The sequence below is a fragment of the Burkholderia perseverans genome (assembly GCF_022870505.1).
In the GTDB taxonomy this organism is placed as follows: Bacteria; Pseudomonadota; Gammaproteobacteria; order Burkholderiales; family Burkholderiaceae; genus Burkholderia; species Burkholderia plantarii.
This window is the reverse complement of record NZ_CP045094.1, coordinates 4,182,522-4,194,401: the sequence shown is the minus strand read 5'-3', so window position 1 is coordinate 4,194,401 and position 11,880 is coordinate 4,182,522. Positions and strand designations below refer to the sequence as shown.

General features: G+C 67.8%; 12 protein-coding genes. 9 read left to right on the top strand and 3 right to left on the bottom strand.

Features of this window, described 5'->3' with window-relative positions; genetic code table 11:
* Window positions 1–318 precede the first annotated feature (318 nt).
* The 4 genes from rpmH to yidC all read left to right on the top strand — a co-directional run bounded on the left by rpmH (window position 319) and on the right by yidC (window position 2,948).
* On the top strand, window positions 319–453 hold the full coding sequence (gene rpmH / locus BpN12_RS33270) for a 50S ribosomal protein L34 (protein WP_004198824.1): 135 nt from the start codon (window positions 319–321) through the stop codon (window positions 451–453).
* A 16-nt stretch (window positions 454–469) separates the two neighbouring features.
* Window positions 470–943: a ribonuclease P protein component gene (gene rnpA, locus BpN12_RS33265; protein WP_425306340.1), complete on the top strand. Its 474-nt coding sequence runs from the start codon at window positions 470–472 to the stop codon at window positions 941–943.
* Between the two features lie 68 nt (window positions 944–1,011).
* Window positions 1,012–1,278 carry a membrane protein insertion efficiency factor YidD gene (gene yidD, locus BpN12_RS33260; RefSeq protein ID WP_246796305.1) on the top strand — a complete coding sequence of 89 codons (267 nt, stop codon included), beginning with the start codon at window positions 1,012–1,014 and terminating at the stop codon, window positions 1,276–1,278.
* 8 nt (window positions 1,279–1,286) lie between these two features.
* Window positions 1,287–2,948, top strand: a complete 1,662-nt coding sequence (gene yidC, locus BpN12_RS33255) for a membrane protein insertase YidC (protein ID WP_246796304.1) — start codon at window positions 1,287–1,289, stop codon at window positions 2,946–2,948.
* Window positions 2,949–3,099: 151 nt separating this feature from the next.
* Here yidC and BpN12_RS33250 read toward each other — a convergent pair whose 3' ends face one another.
* Window positions 3,100–3,519 carry a transcriptional regulator gene (locus BpN12_RS33250; RefSeq protein WP_198250717.1) on the bottom strand — a complete coding sequence of 140 codons (420 nt, stop codon included), beginning with the start codon at window positions 3,517–3,519 and terminating at the stop codon, window positions 3,100–3,102.
* A 414-nt stretch (window positions 3,520–3,933) separates the two neighbouring features.
* Window positions 3,934–4,350 carry a transcriptional regulator gene (locus BpN12_RS33245; protein WP_246798068.1) on the bottom strand — a complete coding sequence of 139 codons (417 nt, stop codon included), beginning with the start codon at window positions 4,348–4,350 and terminating at the stop codon, window positions 3,934–3,936.
* A 339-nt stretch (window positions 4,351–4,689) separates the two neighbouring features.
* On the opposite strand from BpN12_RS33245, the gene mnmE reads away from it, so the two are divergent.
* On the top strand, window positions 4,690–6,108 hold the full coding sequence (mnmE, locus tag BpN12_RS33240) for a tRNA uridine-5-carboxymethylaminomethyl(34) synthesis GTPase MnmE (RefSeq protein WP_246796303.1): 1,419 nt from the start codon (window positions 4,690–4,692) through the stop codon (window positions 6,106–6,108).
* 54 nt (window positions 6,109–6,162) lie between these two features.
* On the opposite strand, the gene BpN12_RS33235 is transcribed toward mnmE, so the two are convergent.
* The gene (locus BpN12_RS33235) at window positions 6,163–6,519 is read right to left on the bottom strand and encodes a YybH family protein (RefSeq protein WP_246796302.1); all 357 of its coding nucleotides are present in this window, start codon (window positions 6,517–6,519) and stop codon (window positions 6,163–6,165) included.
* A gap of 212 nt (window positions 6,520–6,731) precedes the next feature.
* Between BpN12_RS33235 and BpN12_RS33230 the strand changes: the two genes are divergently transcribed.
* The 4 genes from BpN12_RS33230 to BpN12_RS33215 are packed head-to-tail and all read left to right on the top strand — an operon-like array spanning window position 6,732 to window position 11,774.
* Window positions 6,732–8,090 carry a TrpB-like pyridoxal phosphate-dependent enzyme gene (locus tag BpN12_RS33230; protein WP_246796301.1) on the top strand — a complete coding sequence of 453 codons (1,359 nt, stop codon included), beginning with the start codon at window positions 6,732–6,734 and terminating at the stop codon, window positions 8,088–8,090.
* Window positions 8,087–8,386 carry an acyl carrier protein gene (locus tag BpN12_RS33225; RefSeq protein ID WP_246796300.1) on the top strand — a complete coding sequence of 100 codons (300 nt, stop codon included), beginning with the start codon at window positions 8,087–8,089 and terminating at the stop codon, window positions 8,384–8,386. Before BpN12_RS33230 ends, BpN12_RS33225 begins: the two co-directional genes overlap by 4 nt.
* The gene (locus BpN12_RS33220; protein WP_246796299.1) at window positions 8,376–9,032 is read left to right on the top strand and encodes an alpha/beta hydrolase; all 657 of its coding nucleotides are present in this window, start codon (window positions 8,376–8,378) and stop codon (window positions 9,030–9,032) included. Before BpN12_RS33225 ends, BpN12_RS33220 begins: the two co-directional genes overlap by 11 nt.
* Before the next feature lie 21 nt (window positions 9,033–9,053).
* Window positions 9,054–11,774, top strand: coding sequence for an amino acid adenylation domain-containing protein (locus BpN12_RS33215; protein WP_246796298.1), 2,721 nt, complete (start codon window positions 9,054–9,056; stop codon window positions 11,772–11,774).
* Window positions 11,775–11,880 lie beyond the last annotated feature (106 nt).

Below are 11,880 nucleotides of genomic sequence, written 5' to 3'. Positions count from 1 at the left end.
GTGCCGCAAGGGGTTTGGGCACAGGTCGAGCCGGAGCGGCGTGCGGGATTCTTGGAGATAAGGCGAGATTCTAACGCCAAAAGCCGGCGGCGCGGGAGTTATCCACAGGGGTGCGTCGTTGGGGTGGGTGGGGCCGGCGATTGCCGGGCAGGGCGCGCGAATGAGGCTAAAGTATTGACCGTCCACAGAAAAACGGTTTAAATAGCGGGTTCCGCGAAAACCAATCCTAGATTTTCGGCGATTGCGTTCGCCCGGTGGCCTGAAGGATCGGGCACGCGGTCCCCTGATTCCGTACATTCTCGAACAAGTGAGAGCAACATGAAACGTACCTACCAACCTTCCGTGACGCGCCGTAAGCGCACCCATGGCTTCCGCGTTCGCATGAAGACGGCGGGTGGCCGCAAGGTCATCAACGCGCGCCGTGCGAAGGGCCGCAAGCGCCTCGCCATCTAAGGCCGGGCGAAGCGCCGTGTCCGCCGTCCGCGGCGATGCGGGCGACGCAGTCGCAAGCCCGCGCATCGATCCGTTGCCGGCGGGCGCGACCTTCCCGAAAGCTGCGCGACTTCTGAAAACGGATGAGTTCTCATCCGTTTTTCGTTTGCGCCCCTGGCGGCGCTCCGTACACTTCGTGGTGTACGGCAAGCCAACGGGCGGCGCCGCGCGTCTGGGCCTCGTGGTCGGCAAGAAACAGGCGCCGCGCGCGGTCACGCGCAATCTGGTGAAGCGGCTCGCCCGCGAGGCGTTCCGCCTGCGGCGCGCCGAGTTCGCCGGCTGGGACATCTTGTTGCGCCTGCACGCGAAGCTCGATCGCAAGGCGATGCCGAGCGCGGCATCCGCGCCGCTCGCGGCGCTCTGCGAAGGCGAGATCCGCGAGTTGCTCGACAAGGCCGCGCGCGAGGTCGCCCGGCGCGGTCCCGGCAATGCCGGGCCGGCGTCCGGCTGAGGTTCCCGAGGTTCGGCTGGCGGGCTGGTCCGGCCGGCCACATGGCGGCGCGCGAAGCGTCGACAGTTATGCAAACGGTATTGATCGCGTTGCTGCGTTTCTACAAGGCTGCCGTGAGCCCGCTGCTCGGCAGCCGCTGCCGTTTTTATCCTTCTTGTTCGGAATACGCGCGCGAGGCAATCCAGTATCATGGCGCCGCGCGCGGCACCTACCTTGCCGCCCGGCGCTTGTGCCGGTGCCATCCGTTTTCCGCGGGGGGCGTCGATCTGGTTCCGCCGCCCACCCCCGAACCCCGCGCTCCAACCGAAGCTGAAGCGCCGTCCCATCGACTCTGAGACAACGCATGGATATCAAACGCACCGTCCTATGGGTGATCTTCTTCATGTCAGCGGTCATGCTGTTCGACAACTGGCAGCGTGCCCATGGACGCCAGTCGATGTTCTTCCCGAACGTCACGCAGACCAACGTCGCGGCCTCCAAGGGCGGCGCCGACACCGGCGCTTCGGCGGCGAGCGGCGCGACGGCACCCCTGCCGGCCGCCTCGACCACGGCGCCCGCGGCCACCACGCCGATCGCGCAGGCGCAGCTGGTGCCGTTCTCGACCGACGTCTATGACGGCGAGATCGACACGCGCGGCGGCACGCTGACGAAGCTGACGCTGAAGAAGGAAGGCGACGGCAAGCAGCCAGACCTGTTCGTCACGCTGTTCGACCACACCAAGGATCACACCTACCTGGCGCGCACCGGCGTGACGGGCGGCAACTTCCCGAACCACAACGACGTGTTCACGCAGGTGAGCGGCCCGAGCTCGCTCGCCGCGGGCCAGGACACGCTGAAGCTGTCGTTCGAGTCGCAGGAGAAGGGCGGCGTGAAGGTCGTGAAGACCTACACGTTCACGCGCGGCAGCTACGTGATCGGCGTCGACACCAGGATCGACAACGTCGGCACGGCACCCGTCACGCCCACCGTCTACATGGAAATCGTGCGCGACAGCACGGCGGTGGAAACGCCGCTGTTCTCGCACACGTTCCTCGGGCCGGCCGTCTACACCGACCAGAAGCACTTCCAGAAGATCACGTTCAGCGACATCGACAAGAACAAGGCCGAGTACGTCACCTCGGCGGACAACGGCTGGGTCGCGATGGTGCAGCATTACTTCGCGTCGGCCTGGATTCCGCAGGCGGGCGTCAAGCGCGACATCTACGTCGAGAAGATCGACCCGGCGCTGTACCGCGTCGGCGTGAAGGAGCCGGTCAAGACGATCGAGCCGGGCCAGTCTGCCGACGTGTCGGCGCGCCTGTTCGCCGGCCCGGAAGAGGAACGCGTGCTCGAGGGCATCGCCCCGGGGCTCGACCTCGTGAAGGACTACGGCTGGGTCACGATCATCGCCAAGCCGCTGTTCTGGCTGCTGCAGAAGATCCACAGCTACGTCGGCAACTGGGGCTGGTCGATCGTGCTGCTGACGCTGCTGATCAAGGCCGTGTTCTTCCCGCTGTCGGCGGCCAGCTACAAGTCGATGGCGCGCATGAAGGAAATCACGCCGCGCATGCAGCAGCTGCGCGAGCGCCTCAAGGGCGATCCGCAGAAGATGAACGCGGCGCTGATGGAGCTCTACAAGACCGAGAAGGTGAACCCGTTCGGCGGCTGCCTGCCGGTGGTGATCCAGATCCCGGTGTTCATCTCGCTGTACTGGGTGCTGCTGGCCTCGGTCGAAATGCGCGGCGCGCCGTGGATTCTCTGGATCCACGACCTGTCGCAGCGCGATCCGTTCTTCATCCTGCCGGTGCTGATGGCCGGCTCGATGTTCCTGCAGACGCGCCTGAACCCGACGCCGCCGGACCCGGTCCAGGCCAAGATGATGATGTTCATGCCGATCGCGTTCTCGGTGATGTTCTTCTTCTTCCCGGCTGGCCTCGTGCTGTACTACGTCGTCAACAACGTGCTGTCGATCGCGCAGCAGTACTACATCACGCGGGCGATCGGCGGCAAGAAGAAAGCCAGCTGACGGTTGACGGCGCGGCGGCGTGTGTTGCACGCTGCTTGCCGCTCCGCATGACGAAAAACCGCCCGGTCGACGCCGGGCGGTTTTTTTATGGAATCGGGGGCAGTGAAGTGCGCGGGTTCGCATCGAGTGGAACCGGATGGCGGGGGCGAGATCAGTGTTCGGAGGCGTCGCCGTAGAACTGTTCGATCAGTTCCTGCACGAGATAGCGGTGGTGCGGCGACAGCGCCTCGATTTTCGTCGCGAGTTCGAGCGTCTCGGCCGTGGGCGGATACTTCTCGTCGCGCGGCAGCGGCTTTGGCGTATGGCGCGCCGTGGCAGGCGGCGGCCCGTAGTGCAGCCAGTGCGGATCGACGCGCAGCCAGTCGGCGAGCGTCGCGAGCTTGTCGGGCGTCGGGATGGTGCGGCCGGTCAGCCACTTGTGCGCCGTCTGCGGCGAGACGGGCTGCTCGCCGTGATGCCGGAGATTGAAATGCAACGCGAGTTCCGTCGCGCCCGACACTTTTTCCGGGCTGCGCAACAGGGCGAATTTGAGACGTTCGGAGAACGCCGCTTTTTCCTCGGGCGTAGGCATGCGGACGATTGTGCAAGCGGTGTCCGTCGCCAGTGACAACTAGTCGCGTTATATCTATCTCAAATGAGCGTAGATTCAACCAAAGCATGATGAATCGCATCCCGGCTGTTATCTCATAAATGCCTTGATAGTGAGGGATAAACGCCAAACGATGGCCTCTCATGGCGATTCCGACGCACCTGGAATTTAGCGTGTTCAGGAGAACGCAACGGCGTGGAACCTGCGCAAGAGCTAAAGAAGCTTGATGGCCGCGAGTGGGCTCGACGTCTTCGAAAGTGGGGTGCCGTGCTCGCTTGTGCAACTAACGGTCAAGTGTCGCGAACCCCGTGAAACGACGATCGCTCCGGTCGATCGGCATGCGGCATTTCGCAGCTGTAGCCGGCCGGCGAGATGCGAGCGCCTCCCGCGTCTTGCTCAGGGCACGTCGCCGTAGAACTGCTCGATCAGCTCCTGGACCAGATAGCGATGATGCGACGACAGCGCTTCGATCTTCGTCGCGAGTTCGATGGTTTCGAGCGTGGGCGGATAACGCTCGTCGCGCGGCAACGGCCGCGGCGTGCCATGCGGGCTCGTACTCGGCGGCGGCCCGTAGTGAAGCCAGTGCAGGTCGACGCGCAGCCAGCTGGCAAGTGTCGCGAGTTTGTCCGCGGTCGGAATGGTGCGGCCGGTCAGCCATTTGTGCGTGGTTTGCGGCGAAACCGGGTGTTCGCCGTGATGGCGCAAATTGAAATGCAGCGCGAGTTCCGTCGCGCCAGAGACCTTCTCCGGACTACGGAGCAGCGCGAATTTGAGGCGTTCGGAGAACGCCGCTTTTTCTTCGAATGTCGGCATGCGCAGATTGTGCAATCCGGGCGCCGGTTCGATGACAACCGGGCGCGCCATATCTATCTCATGGGGTGACGCAAGGATTGGCGGGTCGGCCGATTCATTCGCGCTTTTATCTCATAAATCGGCGGGAAACGCCGGAAATAATTGGAATAGCGTGGCGGCTCCACGCCAGATTTGCCTCGAATTTAGCCTGAACTGGCTAAAGCCTGGCGAGCGTGCCGGATGCCGCGCGGCGCGCCGGCCGTGGCCGGTCGCATCAGGGCCGGCACGCTACAATGCGGGCGTTCCGCCTGCGTCGTCGCGACGCCGGCTCGTTTCGTCTTCCTCCCCGCGATTTTCCCGATGCTGACTACCGATTCCGACCCGATCGTTGCCATTGCCACCGCGTCCGGGCGCGGCGGGATCGGGGTGGTGCGAATCTCCTTCGGCCGTGCCGGCGCGAGCGCGGCCGAGGCGCTGATGCAGGCCGTGTGCGGCCAGCTGCTTGCCGCACGCCACGCGAGCTACGTGCCGTTTCTCGACGGCGCGGGCGAGGCGCTCGATCGCGGCATCGCGCTCAATTTCCCGGCGCCGAACTCGTACACCGGCGAACACGTGCTCGAACTGCAGGGCCACGGTGGCCCCATCGTGCTGCAGCTCGTGCTGCAGCGCTGCCTTGACGCGGGCCGCGCCCACGGCGTGCGCCTCGCCGAGCCCGGCGAGTTCACGCGCCGCGCGTTCCTGAACGACAAGCTCGATCTCGCGCAGGCCGAGGCCGTCGCGGACCTGATCGAGGCCAGCACGGAAGCGGCGGTGCGCTCGGCCGGGCGTTCGCTCGACGGTGCGTTCTCGCGCGATATCCACGCCCTCGTCGACGACGTGATCGGGCTGCGCATGCTGGTCGAGGCGACGCTCGATTTCCCCGAGGAAGAGATCGATTTCCTCGAGGCCGCCGATGCGCGCGGCAAGCTCGCGCGGATCCGCGAGCAGCTCGCTCGCGTGCTCGGCGACGCGCGCCAGGGCGCGCTGCTGCGCGAGGGGCTGTCGGTGGTGCTGGCCGGGCAGCCGAACGTCGGGAAATCGTCGCTGCTGAACGCGCTGGCCGGCGCGGAACTCGCGATCGTCACGCCGATCGCCGGGACCACGCGCGACAAGGTTGCGCAAACGATCCAGGTCGAAGGGATTCCGCTGCATATCATCGATACGGCCGGGTTGCGCGAAACCGATGACGAGGTCGAGAAGATCGGCATCGCGCGGACCTGGGACGAGATCGAGCGCGCCGACGTCGTGCTGCATCTGCTCGACGCGCGCGAAGGGCTCGGTGCGGACGATCGCGCGATTGCCGGGCGCTTTCCGGCCGGCGTGCCGGTCGTGCGCGTGTTCAACAAGACCGATCTGATCGACGCGGCACCGTCGGTCGCGCATGTCGGCGGCGAAGCGGGCGAGGGCACCGGCGGCGCGCTCGATCTCAGCGAGGTCCGGCTGTCCGCGAAACGCGGCGACGGGATCGACCTGCTGCGCGCCGAGCTGCTGCGAATCGCCGGCTGGCAGGCCGGCGCCGAGAGCGTCTATCTCGCGCGCGAACGGCATCTGATCGCGCTGCGCGCCGCGCAGGAGCATCTGGCGCAGGCGGCGAGCCACGCGGACCAGAACGCTCAGGCGCTCGACCTGTTCGCGGAAGAGTTGCGACTGGCGCAGGAGCAGCTCAATTCGATTACCGGGGAATTCACGTCCGATGATTTGCTGGGGGTGATTTTCAGCCGGTTTTGCATTGGCAAATAAGCAGCTTCCCGCCAACGCCAAAGATCTCTGGCAAAACCCCGTGTAGAAAGGGTTTTAGCCGCCATGGCAGGCGACCACCCGCAGCGCCAGCCCTTGGGCATCGATCTCGAACAGGTCGCTGACGAGCGTGCCCGTCTCGCGCCGATACAGCACGCAGAAAGACTGCTGCCCGAACAACACCGTCTCGAGCGAGAAATGCATGCCCTGGGTACGCAGGCCGATCGTGAAATTCTCGCGCAGCCTCGCCTTCCCGCGTATCCATCCGTCCGCCACCCCGAAGCGCTGCGCCACCAGCGGCGAATTCAGCGCCGCATCTTCTGCGTAGTGCGAAAGAATCGCCTCGATGTCGCGTCGATTCCATGCGTCACACCAGCTTTCGGCAAATCCGATGGCCCGTTCGCGATCCAGCATCGTCGTCTCCTCGTGATCGTGGGCGGCGGCGCCCGTCACCCTCCCGTCGCGATTCTAGAAGCGCCTCGCCGCGCCGATGAACTACGAGTATTGGCAGCTTACCGACGGAGGGGCCTGATCGTAGAGTCAGGGTGCCGCAACTTCATCCGATACGAATAAATCGGCGGCGTCGACACAACCACCCGTCACGAAGGAGGAGCCCCGTGCCCGCAATGAGCCAGCCTTCCCACCTGCCGACCCATTGGTACAACATCCTCGGCGATCTGCCGTTCGAACTGCCGGCCGACCTGCCGGCCCCCGGCACCGATTCCGCGCGTGCCGCCATGCGCCTGCAGATTCCCCTGTCGCTGGTACGCCAGACCCTGTCGAAAGAGCGTGAGATCGCGATCCCGGATCCGGTGCTCGACCTGTATCGCTCGTGGCGTCCCACGCCGCTGATTCGCGCGCGCCGCCTCGAAGCTCATCTGGGCACCAGCGCGAAGCTCTATTTCAAGTACGAGGGCGGCAATGCGAGCGGCAGCCACAAGCTGAGCACGGCGCTCGCCCAGGCCTATTACTACCAGGCGGCTGGCGTGCGGCGCCTGGCCACCGGCACCGGAGCCGGCCAGTGGGGCACGGCGCTGGCGATCGGCTGCCAGGCATTCGGCATGGAATGCATGGTCTACATGGTGGGCAGCAGCTACCGTCAGAAGCCCTATCGCCGCACCATCATGCAGCTCAACGGTGCCGAGGTGGTGGCCAGCCCGAGCGATCGCACCCAGGCCGGTACGCGGCTGGTCGCGGAAGGCCGGCTCGATACCGGCAATATCGCGTTCGCCGTGACGGAGGCGCTCGAGGATGCCGCCTCGCGCAGCGACACCCAGCTCAGCGTCGGCAGCGGCGAAACCTATTCGATCCTGCATTCCACCGTGATCGGCATCGAGGCGCGCGAGCAGCTCGCCGCGCTCGACGCCGAGGCCGACGTGGTGATCGCCTCGCTCGGCGCCGGCAGCAACTTCGGCGGCACGGCCATGCCGTTCATCGGCGAGCGTTTGCGCGGCGGCCGCGAGGTGCGCTGCGTGAGCGTCGAGCCGGCCGCCTGTCCGAAGCTCACGCGCGGCCAGTACCGCTACGACTACACCGACGGTTCGGGCGTCACGCCGCTGCAGAAGATGTACACGCTCGGCAGCCAGTTCCGTCCGGCCGGCATGCATGCGGGCGGCCTACGCTATCACGCCTGCTCGAAGCTGCTCAGCGCGCTTTATCACCATGGCGCCTTCGAGGCGGTCGCTTATCCGCAGACGCCGGTGTTCGAGAGCGCGGTGCTGTTCTCGCGCCTCGAAGGCCTCCTGCCGGCACCGGAGTCGGCCCACGCGGTTCACGGCGCGATCGTCGAGGCGCTGCGCGCGCGCGAGACCGGCACCTCGCCCACCATCCTGTTCTGCGTCAGCGGACACGGCATGTTCGATCTCGGCGCCTATGCGGAATATCTCGAGGGACGCATGGAGGACGTCGCCGTCAGCGACGAGGAAATCGAACGCTCGCTGTCCTGTCTGCCCGATCTCACCCAAGCCGCCCCGGAGCTGTCATGAACGACCACGATATCCGCAGCCTCGCGATCGAGGCACTGGCCGCCCAGGCTCAACCGCCGTTCCCTCCCGCCGAGGTGACGGACCACACGCCGATCACGGCGGGCGGGCTCGGCCTGACCTCGGTCGGCTTCCTGCATGCCTTCGTCACGCTCGAGGAGCGCCTCGGCCTGCATTTCGACGACACCGCGGTGTTCAACGCGAAATTCGTCACGGTCGGCGATTTCATCGCCTTCCTGCACCAGGCCTCGCCGGCACGATCCACGCACGCCGAGGAACGGGCCGCCGATGAAAACTGACCTGCCCCTGTCCTATCTCGAACGCGAGCCGGCCGGTGGCGACGGCGGCGAGGCACCGCTGGTCGTGCTGATGCACGGCTTCGCCTCCTACGAGGGCCATCTGTATCAGCATGCGGACCTGTTCGGCCCGCACTGGCGCGTGGTCGCGCCGCGTGCGCCGCTGCGCATCGGCCCCGGCGCCTACCGCTGGTTCTTCTTCGAGCGCACGGCGGACGGCCCGATCATCCGCAGCGAGGAGGAGCACGCGAGCCTCGCCACCCTGCTCGCGTTCCTGGAGGCGCTCAAGCGCTCGCGGCGCCCCTCCCGCCTGCATCTGCTCGGCCACAGCCAGGGCGGCACCATGGCGCTCGCGGCCACGCTGTCGCGACGCGGGCTGGTCGACGGCCTGGTCAACGTCAATGGCCGCATCTCGCCGAACGTGATGGCGCACGGCGCCCAGCCGCGGCTCGACGGCCTGCCGGTGCTGAGCCGGCACGGCATCGATAACCCGATCGTGCCGCTGCCGATGGCCCATGCCTCGCGCGACCTGCTCACGCGCTGCGGCGCGCGCGTCGAGCATCGCGACCACCCCGGCATCGGCCATGGCTTCACGCCGGAGATCCTCGCCGAGGCGGCCAGCTGGCTCGATCAACTACCGCGCCGCTGAGACGGCCTGGAGAAACGCCGCATGGACGCCTGCCCGTCTCCGCTTCACCGCATCGTGCGCAACGCGCGCGGCGATCTGTCGACCTGGCCCGCCGATCGCGCCTTGCCGCCCGGCTGGACCGGCATCGGCGGCGGGGCCACGCGCGATGCCTGCCGCGACGCCATCGACGCGCTGCCCGCCGATCGGCACGCTGCCCTCCTCGAAGCCGCGCGGGCCGACACCTTGCACCAGGCCTTCTTGCGCATGGCCGGCGCGCAGCCGGAGGCCATCGCGATCAGCGGCGCGGCGGGCTCGATGCGATACGGCGAGCTTGCGGCGCGCGTGCATGGCATCTCGATCGCGATCCGCGAGGCGCTGGCGCCGGGCGCCGTGCCGATCGTCGCGGTCCTGCTGGAACGCTCGCCGGACGCGATCGCCGCCACGCTCGCGATCCTGTCGGCGGGCGCGGCCTTTCTGCCGCTCGATCCCGGTTATCCCGCCGAGCGCCTGCAGGCGATGCTCGACGATGCGGGCGCCGCGGCGCTCGTCTCGAACGCGGCCCTGATCGCGCGGGTCGGCATTTCGCACGCGACGGTGATCGACCCGCGCACGATCCGTGAAACGGCTTCGGCGCCGCCCGATCCGGCGCCGGCCGCGATCGAGACGGCCTACCTGATCTATACCTCGGGCTCGACCGGGCGCCCGAAAGGCGTGATGGGCACGCACGCGGGGGTGATGAACCGTCTCGGCTGGATGCGCGACACCTTCTCGGTCGGCCCCGGCGACCGCGTGCTGCAGAAAACGCCGAGCAGCTTCGACGTCTCGATCTGGGAGACCTTCCTGCCGCTGATCTGCGGCGCCGAAGCGGTGCTCGCCGGGCCGGACGGCCATCTCGATCCCGAGCACCTGGCCGGGCTGATCGAGGCGCGGCGCGTGACGATCGCGCACTTCCTGCCCTCGATGCTGCAGCGCTTTCTCGACACCGGCCTGATCGACCGGTGCGCATCGCTGCGCCACGTGTTCTGCGGCGGCGAGACGCTGCATCGGCGTACCATCGCGCAGCTGGCCGAGCGTCATGGCGCGCCGCTGCACAACGTCTACGGGCCGACCGAGGCATCGATCGGCGTGACCTGCTGGCATGCCTCGCCGCGCGACGACGGGGCGGTGCCGATCGGCAAGCCGCTGCCCGGGGTCTCGATCCATCTGGTCGACCCGCGCATGCAGCCGGTCGCCGACGGCGAAACCGGCGAGATCCTGATCGGCGGCATCCAGCTCGCGCGAGGCTACTGGCAGCGGCCCGGCCTGAGCGCGGAACGCTTCGTGCCCGATCCGGCCGGCCACGGCGAGCGCCTCTATCGCACCGGCGATCTCGGCCGCTGGCTGCCCGACGGCCAGCTCGCCTTCCTGGGCCGCACCGACCATCAGCTGAAAATACGCGGCTACCGCATCGAGGCCGGCGAAGTCGAGGCGGTGCTGATGGCGCATGCCGACGTGACGCTGGCGGCGGTGGTCGCGCATGCCGGCGATGAGGGCGAACGACTGATTGCCCACGTTGCATCGGCGCGCGACCGCGCCGCGCTGAAGCGCGAGCTGTACGAACACGCGCGCCGCGTCCTGCCGCATTACATGATCCCGGCGGCCATCGTGGTTGCCGACACGCTGCCGATGGAGCCGAACGGCAAGGTCAGCAAGCGCGGCCTGCCGCCGCCCGATGCCGAATTCGACGACGACACCGGCGAGCCGGCCGACGAACTGGAACGGCGCATCGCCGCGATCTGGCGCCGCCAGCTCGGCCTGGCGCACGTGGGCCGGCACACGTCGTTCTTCGCGGCGGGCGGCAATTCGCTGAAGGCGGCGGCGCTGACCGGCGAGCTGAATCGGGACTTCCATGCGGCGCTGCCGCTACGCGTCGTGTTCGAGCGGCCCACCATCGCCGAACTCGCGGCGGTATTGCAGGCTCGCGACACCCAGCCATCCGGGCCGGCCTCGTTGGTCAGGCTGCGCGAGGGCGCGGCCGTTGCCCCGCTGTTCTGCTTTCACGCGGTCGGCGGCACCGCGTTCCGCTACGCCGCGCTCGCCGATCATCTGCCGCAGGCGCTGTCGGTGTTCGGCCTGCAGGCCTCGGGCATCGACGACGGCGAACCGTTCGACGACACCGTCGAGGCCATGGCGCAGCGTTATCTCGCGGCGATCCGCGTGCGGCAGCCGCGTGGCCCCTATCGATTGCTCGGCTGGTCGTTCGGCGGCCTGCTCGCCTACGAGACGGCATGCCGGCTGCGTGCCGAAGGCGAGCCGCTCGCGCTCGTCGCCCTGCTCGACACGCCGGTGCCGGCCGGCCGCGGCGAGGCTCCCGACGATGCGCGCGTGCTGCGCGCGCTTGCCGGCCAGCTGTTCGGGCCGGCGGTGTTCGACGCCGGCTGGCGCGCGCCCGCCGATCTGGCCGACCTGATCGCCCGAGCGCGCACGCTCGGCATCGCGGAGCTGTCCGACGCGCTCGCGCAGCGGCTGTTCGCGGTGGTGAGAAACGGCCTGGCGGCAACCGAAGCCTACTGCCCCGGCCGCTACGACGGCGAGCTGTCGATCGTGCGCGCCACGGTGCCCATGCCCGGCGCCGACCCGGCAAGAACCGGCGATCCGCGCGACTGGCAGGCCTTCGTCGAGCGGCCGCTGCGCGTCGCCGAACTCGCCTGCACCCATCTCGATCTGGGCCAACCCGAGCGTGGCCGGGCGCTCGCCTCACTGGTGGCCCGCTGGCTCGCCTGAATGACGCCCGCGGCACGCTAGAATGGCCCGTCACCCGGCCGCCGCCGCACCCTCGGCCGGGCACGACGCGACGCGATGCCGATAAAAAAATGACCGAGGGCAAACA

Excerpts from the sequence above, each read along its gene's own strand:
- rpmH (WP_004198824.1), top strand. The coding sequence starts at position 319 with ATGAAACGTACCTACCAACCTTCCGTGACGCGCCGTAAGCGCACCCAT.
- yidD (WP_246796305.1), top strand. The coding sequence starts at position 1,012 with ATGCAAACGGTATTGATCGCGTTGCTGCGTTTCTACAAGGCTGCCGTG.
- yidC (WP_246796304.1), top strand. The coding sequence starts at position 1,287 with ATGGATATCAAACGCACCGTCCTATGGGTGATCTTCTTCATGTCAGCG.
- BpN12_RS33250 (WP_198250717.1), bottom strand. The coding sequence starts at position 3,519 with ATGCCTACGCCCGAGGAAAAAGCGGCGTTCTCCGAACGTCTCAAATTC.
- BpN12_RS33245 (WP_246798068.1), bottom strand. The coding sequence starts at position 4,350 with ATGCCGACATTCGAAGAAAAAGCGGCGTTCTCCGAACGCCTCAAATTC.
- mnmE (WP_246796303.1), top strand. The coding sequence starts at position 4,690 with ATGCTGACTACCGATTCCGACCCGATCGTTGCCATTGCCACCGCGTCC.
- BpN12_RS33235 (WP_246796302.1), bottom strand. The coding sequence starts at position 6,519 with ATGCTGGATCGCGAACGGGCCATCGGATTTGCCGAAAGCTGGTGTGAC.
- BpN12_RS33230 (WP_246796301.1), top strand. The coding sequence starts at position 6,732 with ATGAGCCAGCCTTCCCACCTGCCGACCCATTGGTACAACATCCTCGGC.
- BpN12_RS33225 (WP_246796300.1), top strand. The coding sequence starts at position 8,087 with ATGAACGACCACGATATCCGCAGCCTCGCGATCGAGGCACTGGCCGCC.
- BpN12_RS33220 (WP_246796299.1), top strand. The coding sequence starts at position 8,376 with ATGAAAACTGACCTGCCCCTGTCCTATCTCGAACGCGAGCCGGCCGGT.
- BpN12_RS33215 (WP_246796298.1), top strand. The coding sequence starts at position 9,054 with ATGGACGCCTGCCCGTCTCCGCTTCACCGCATCGTGCGCAACGCGCGC.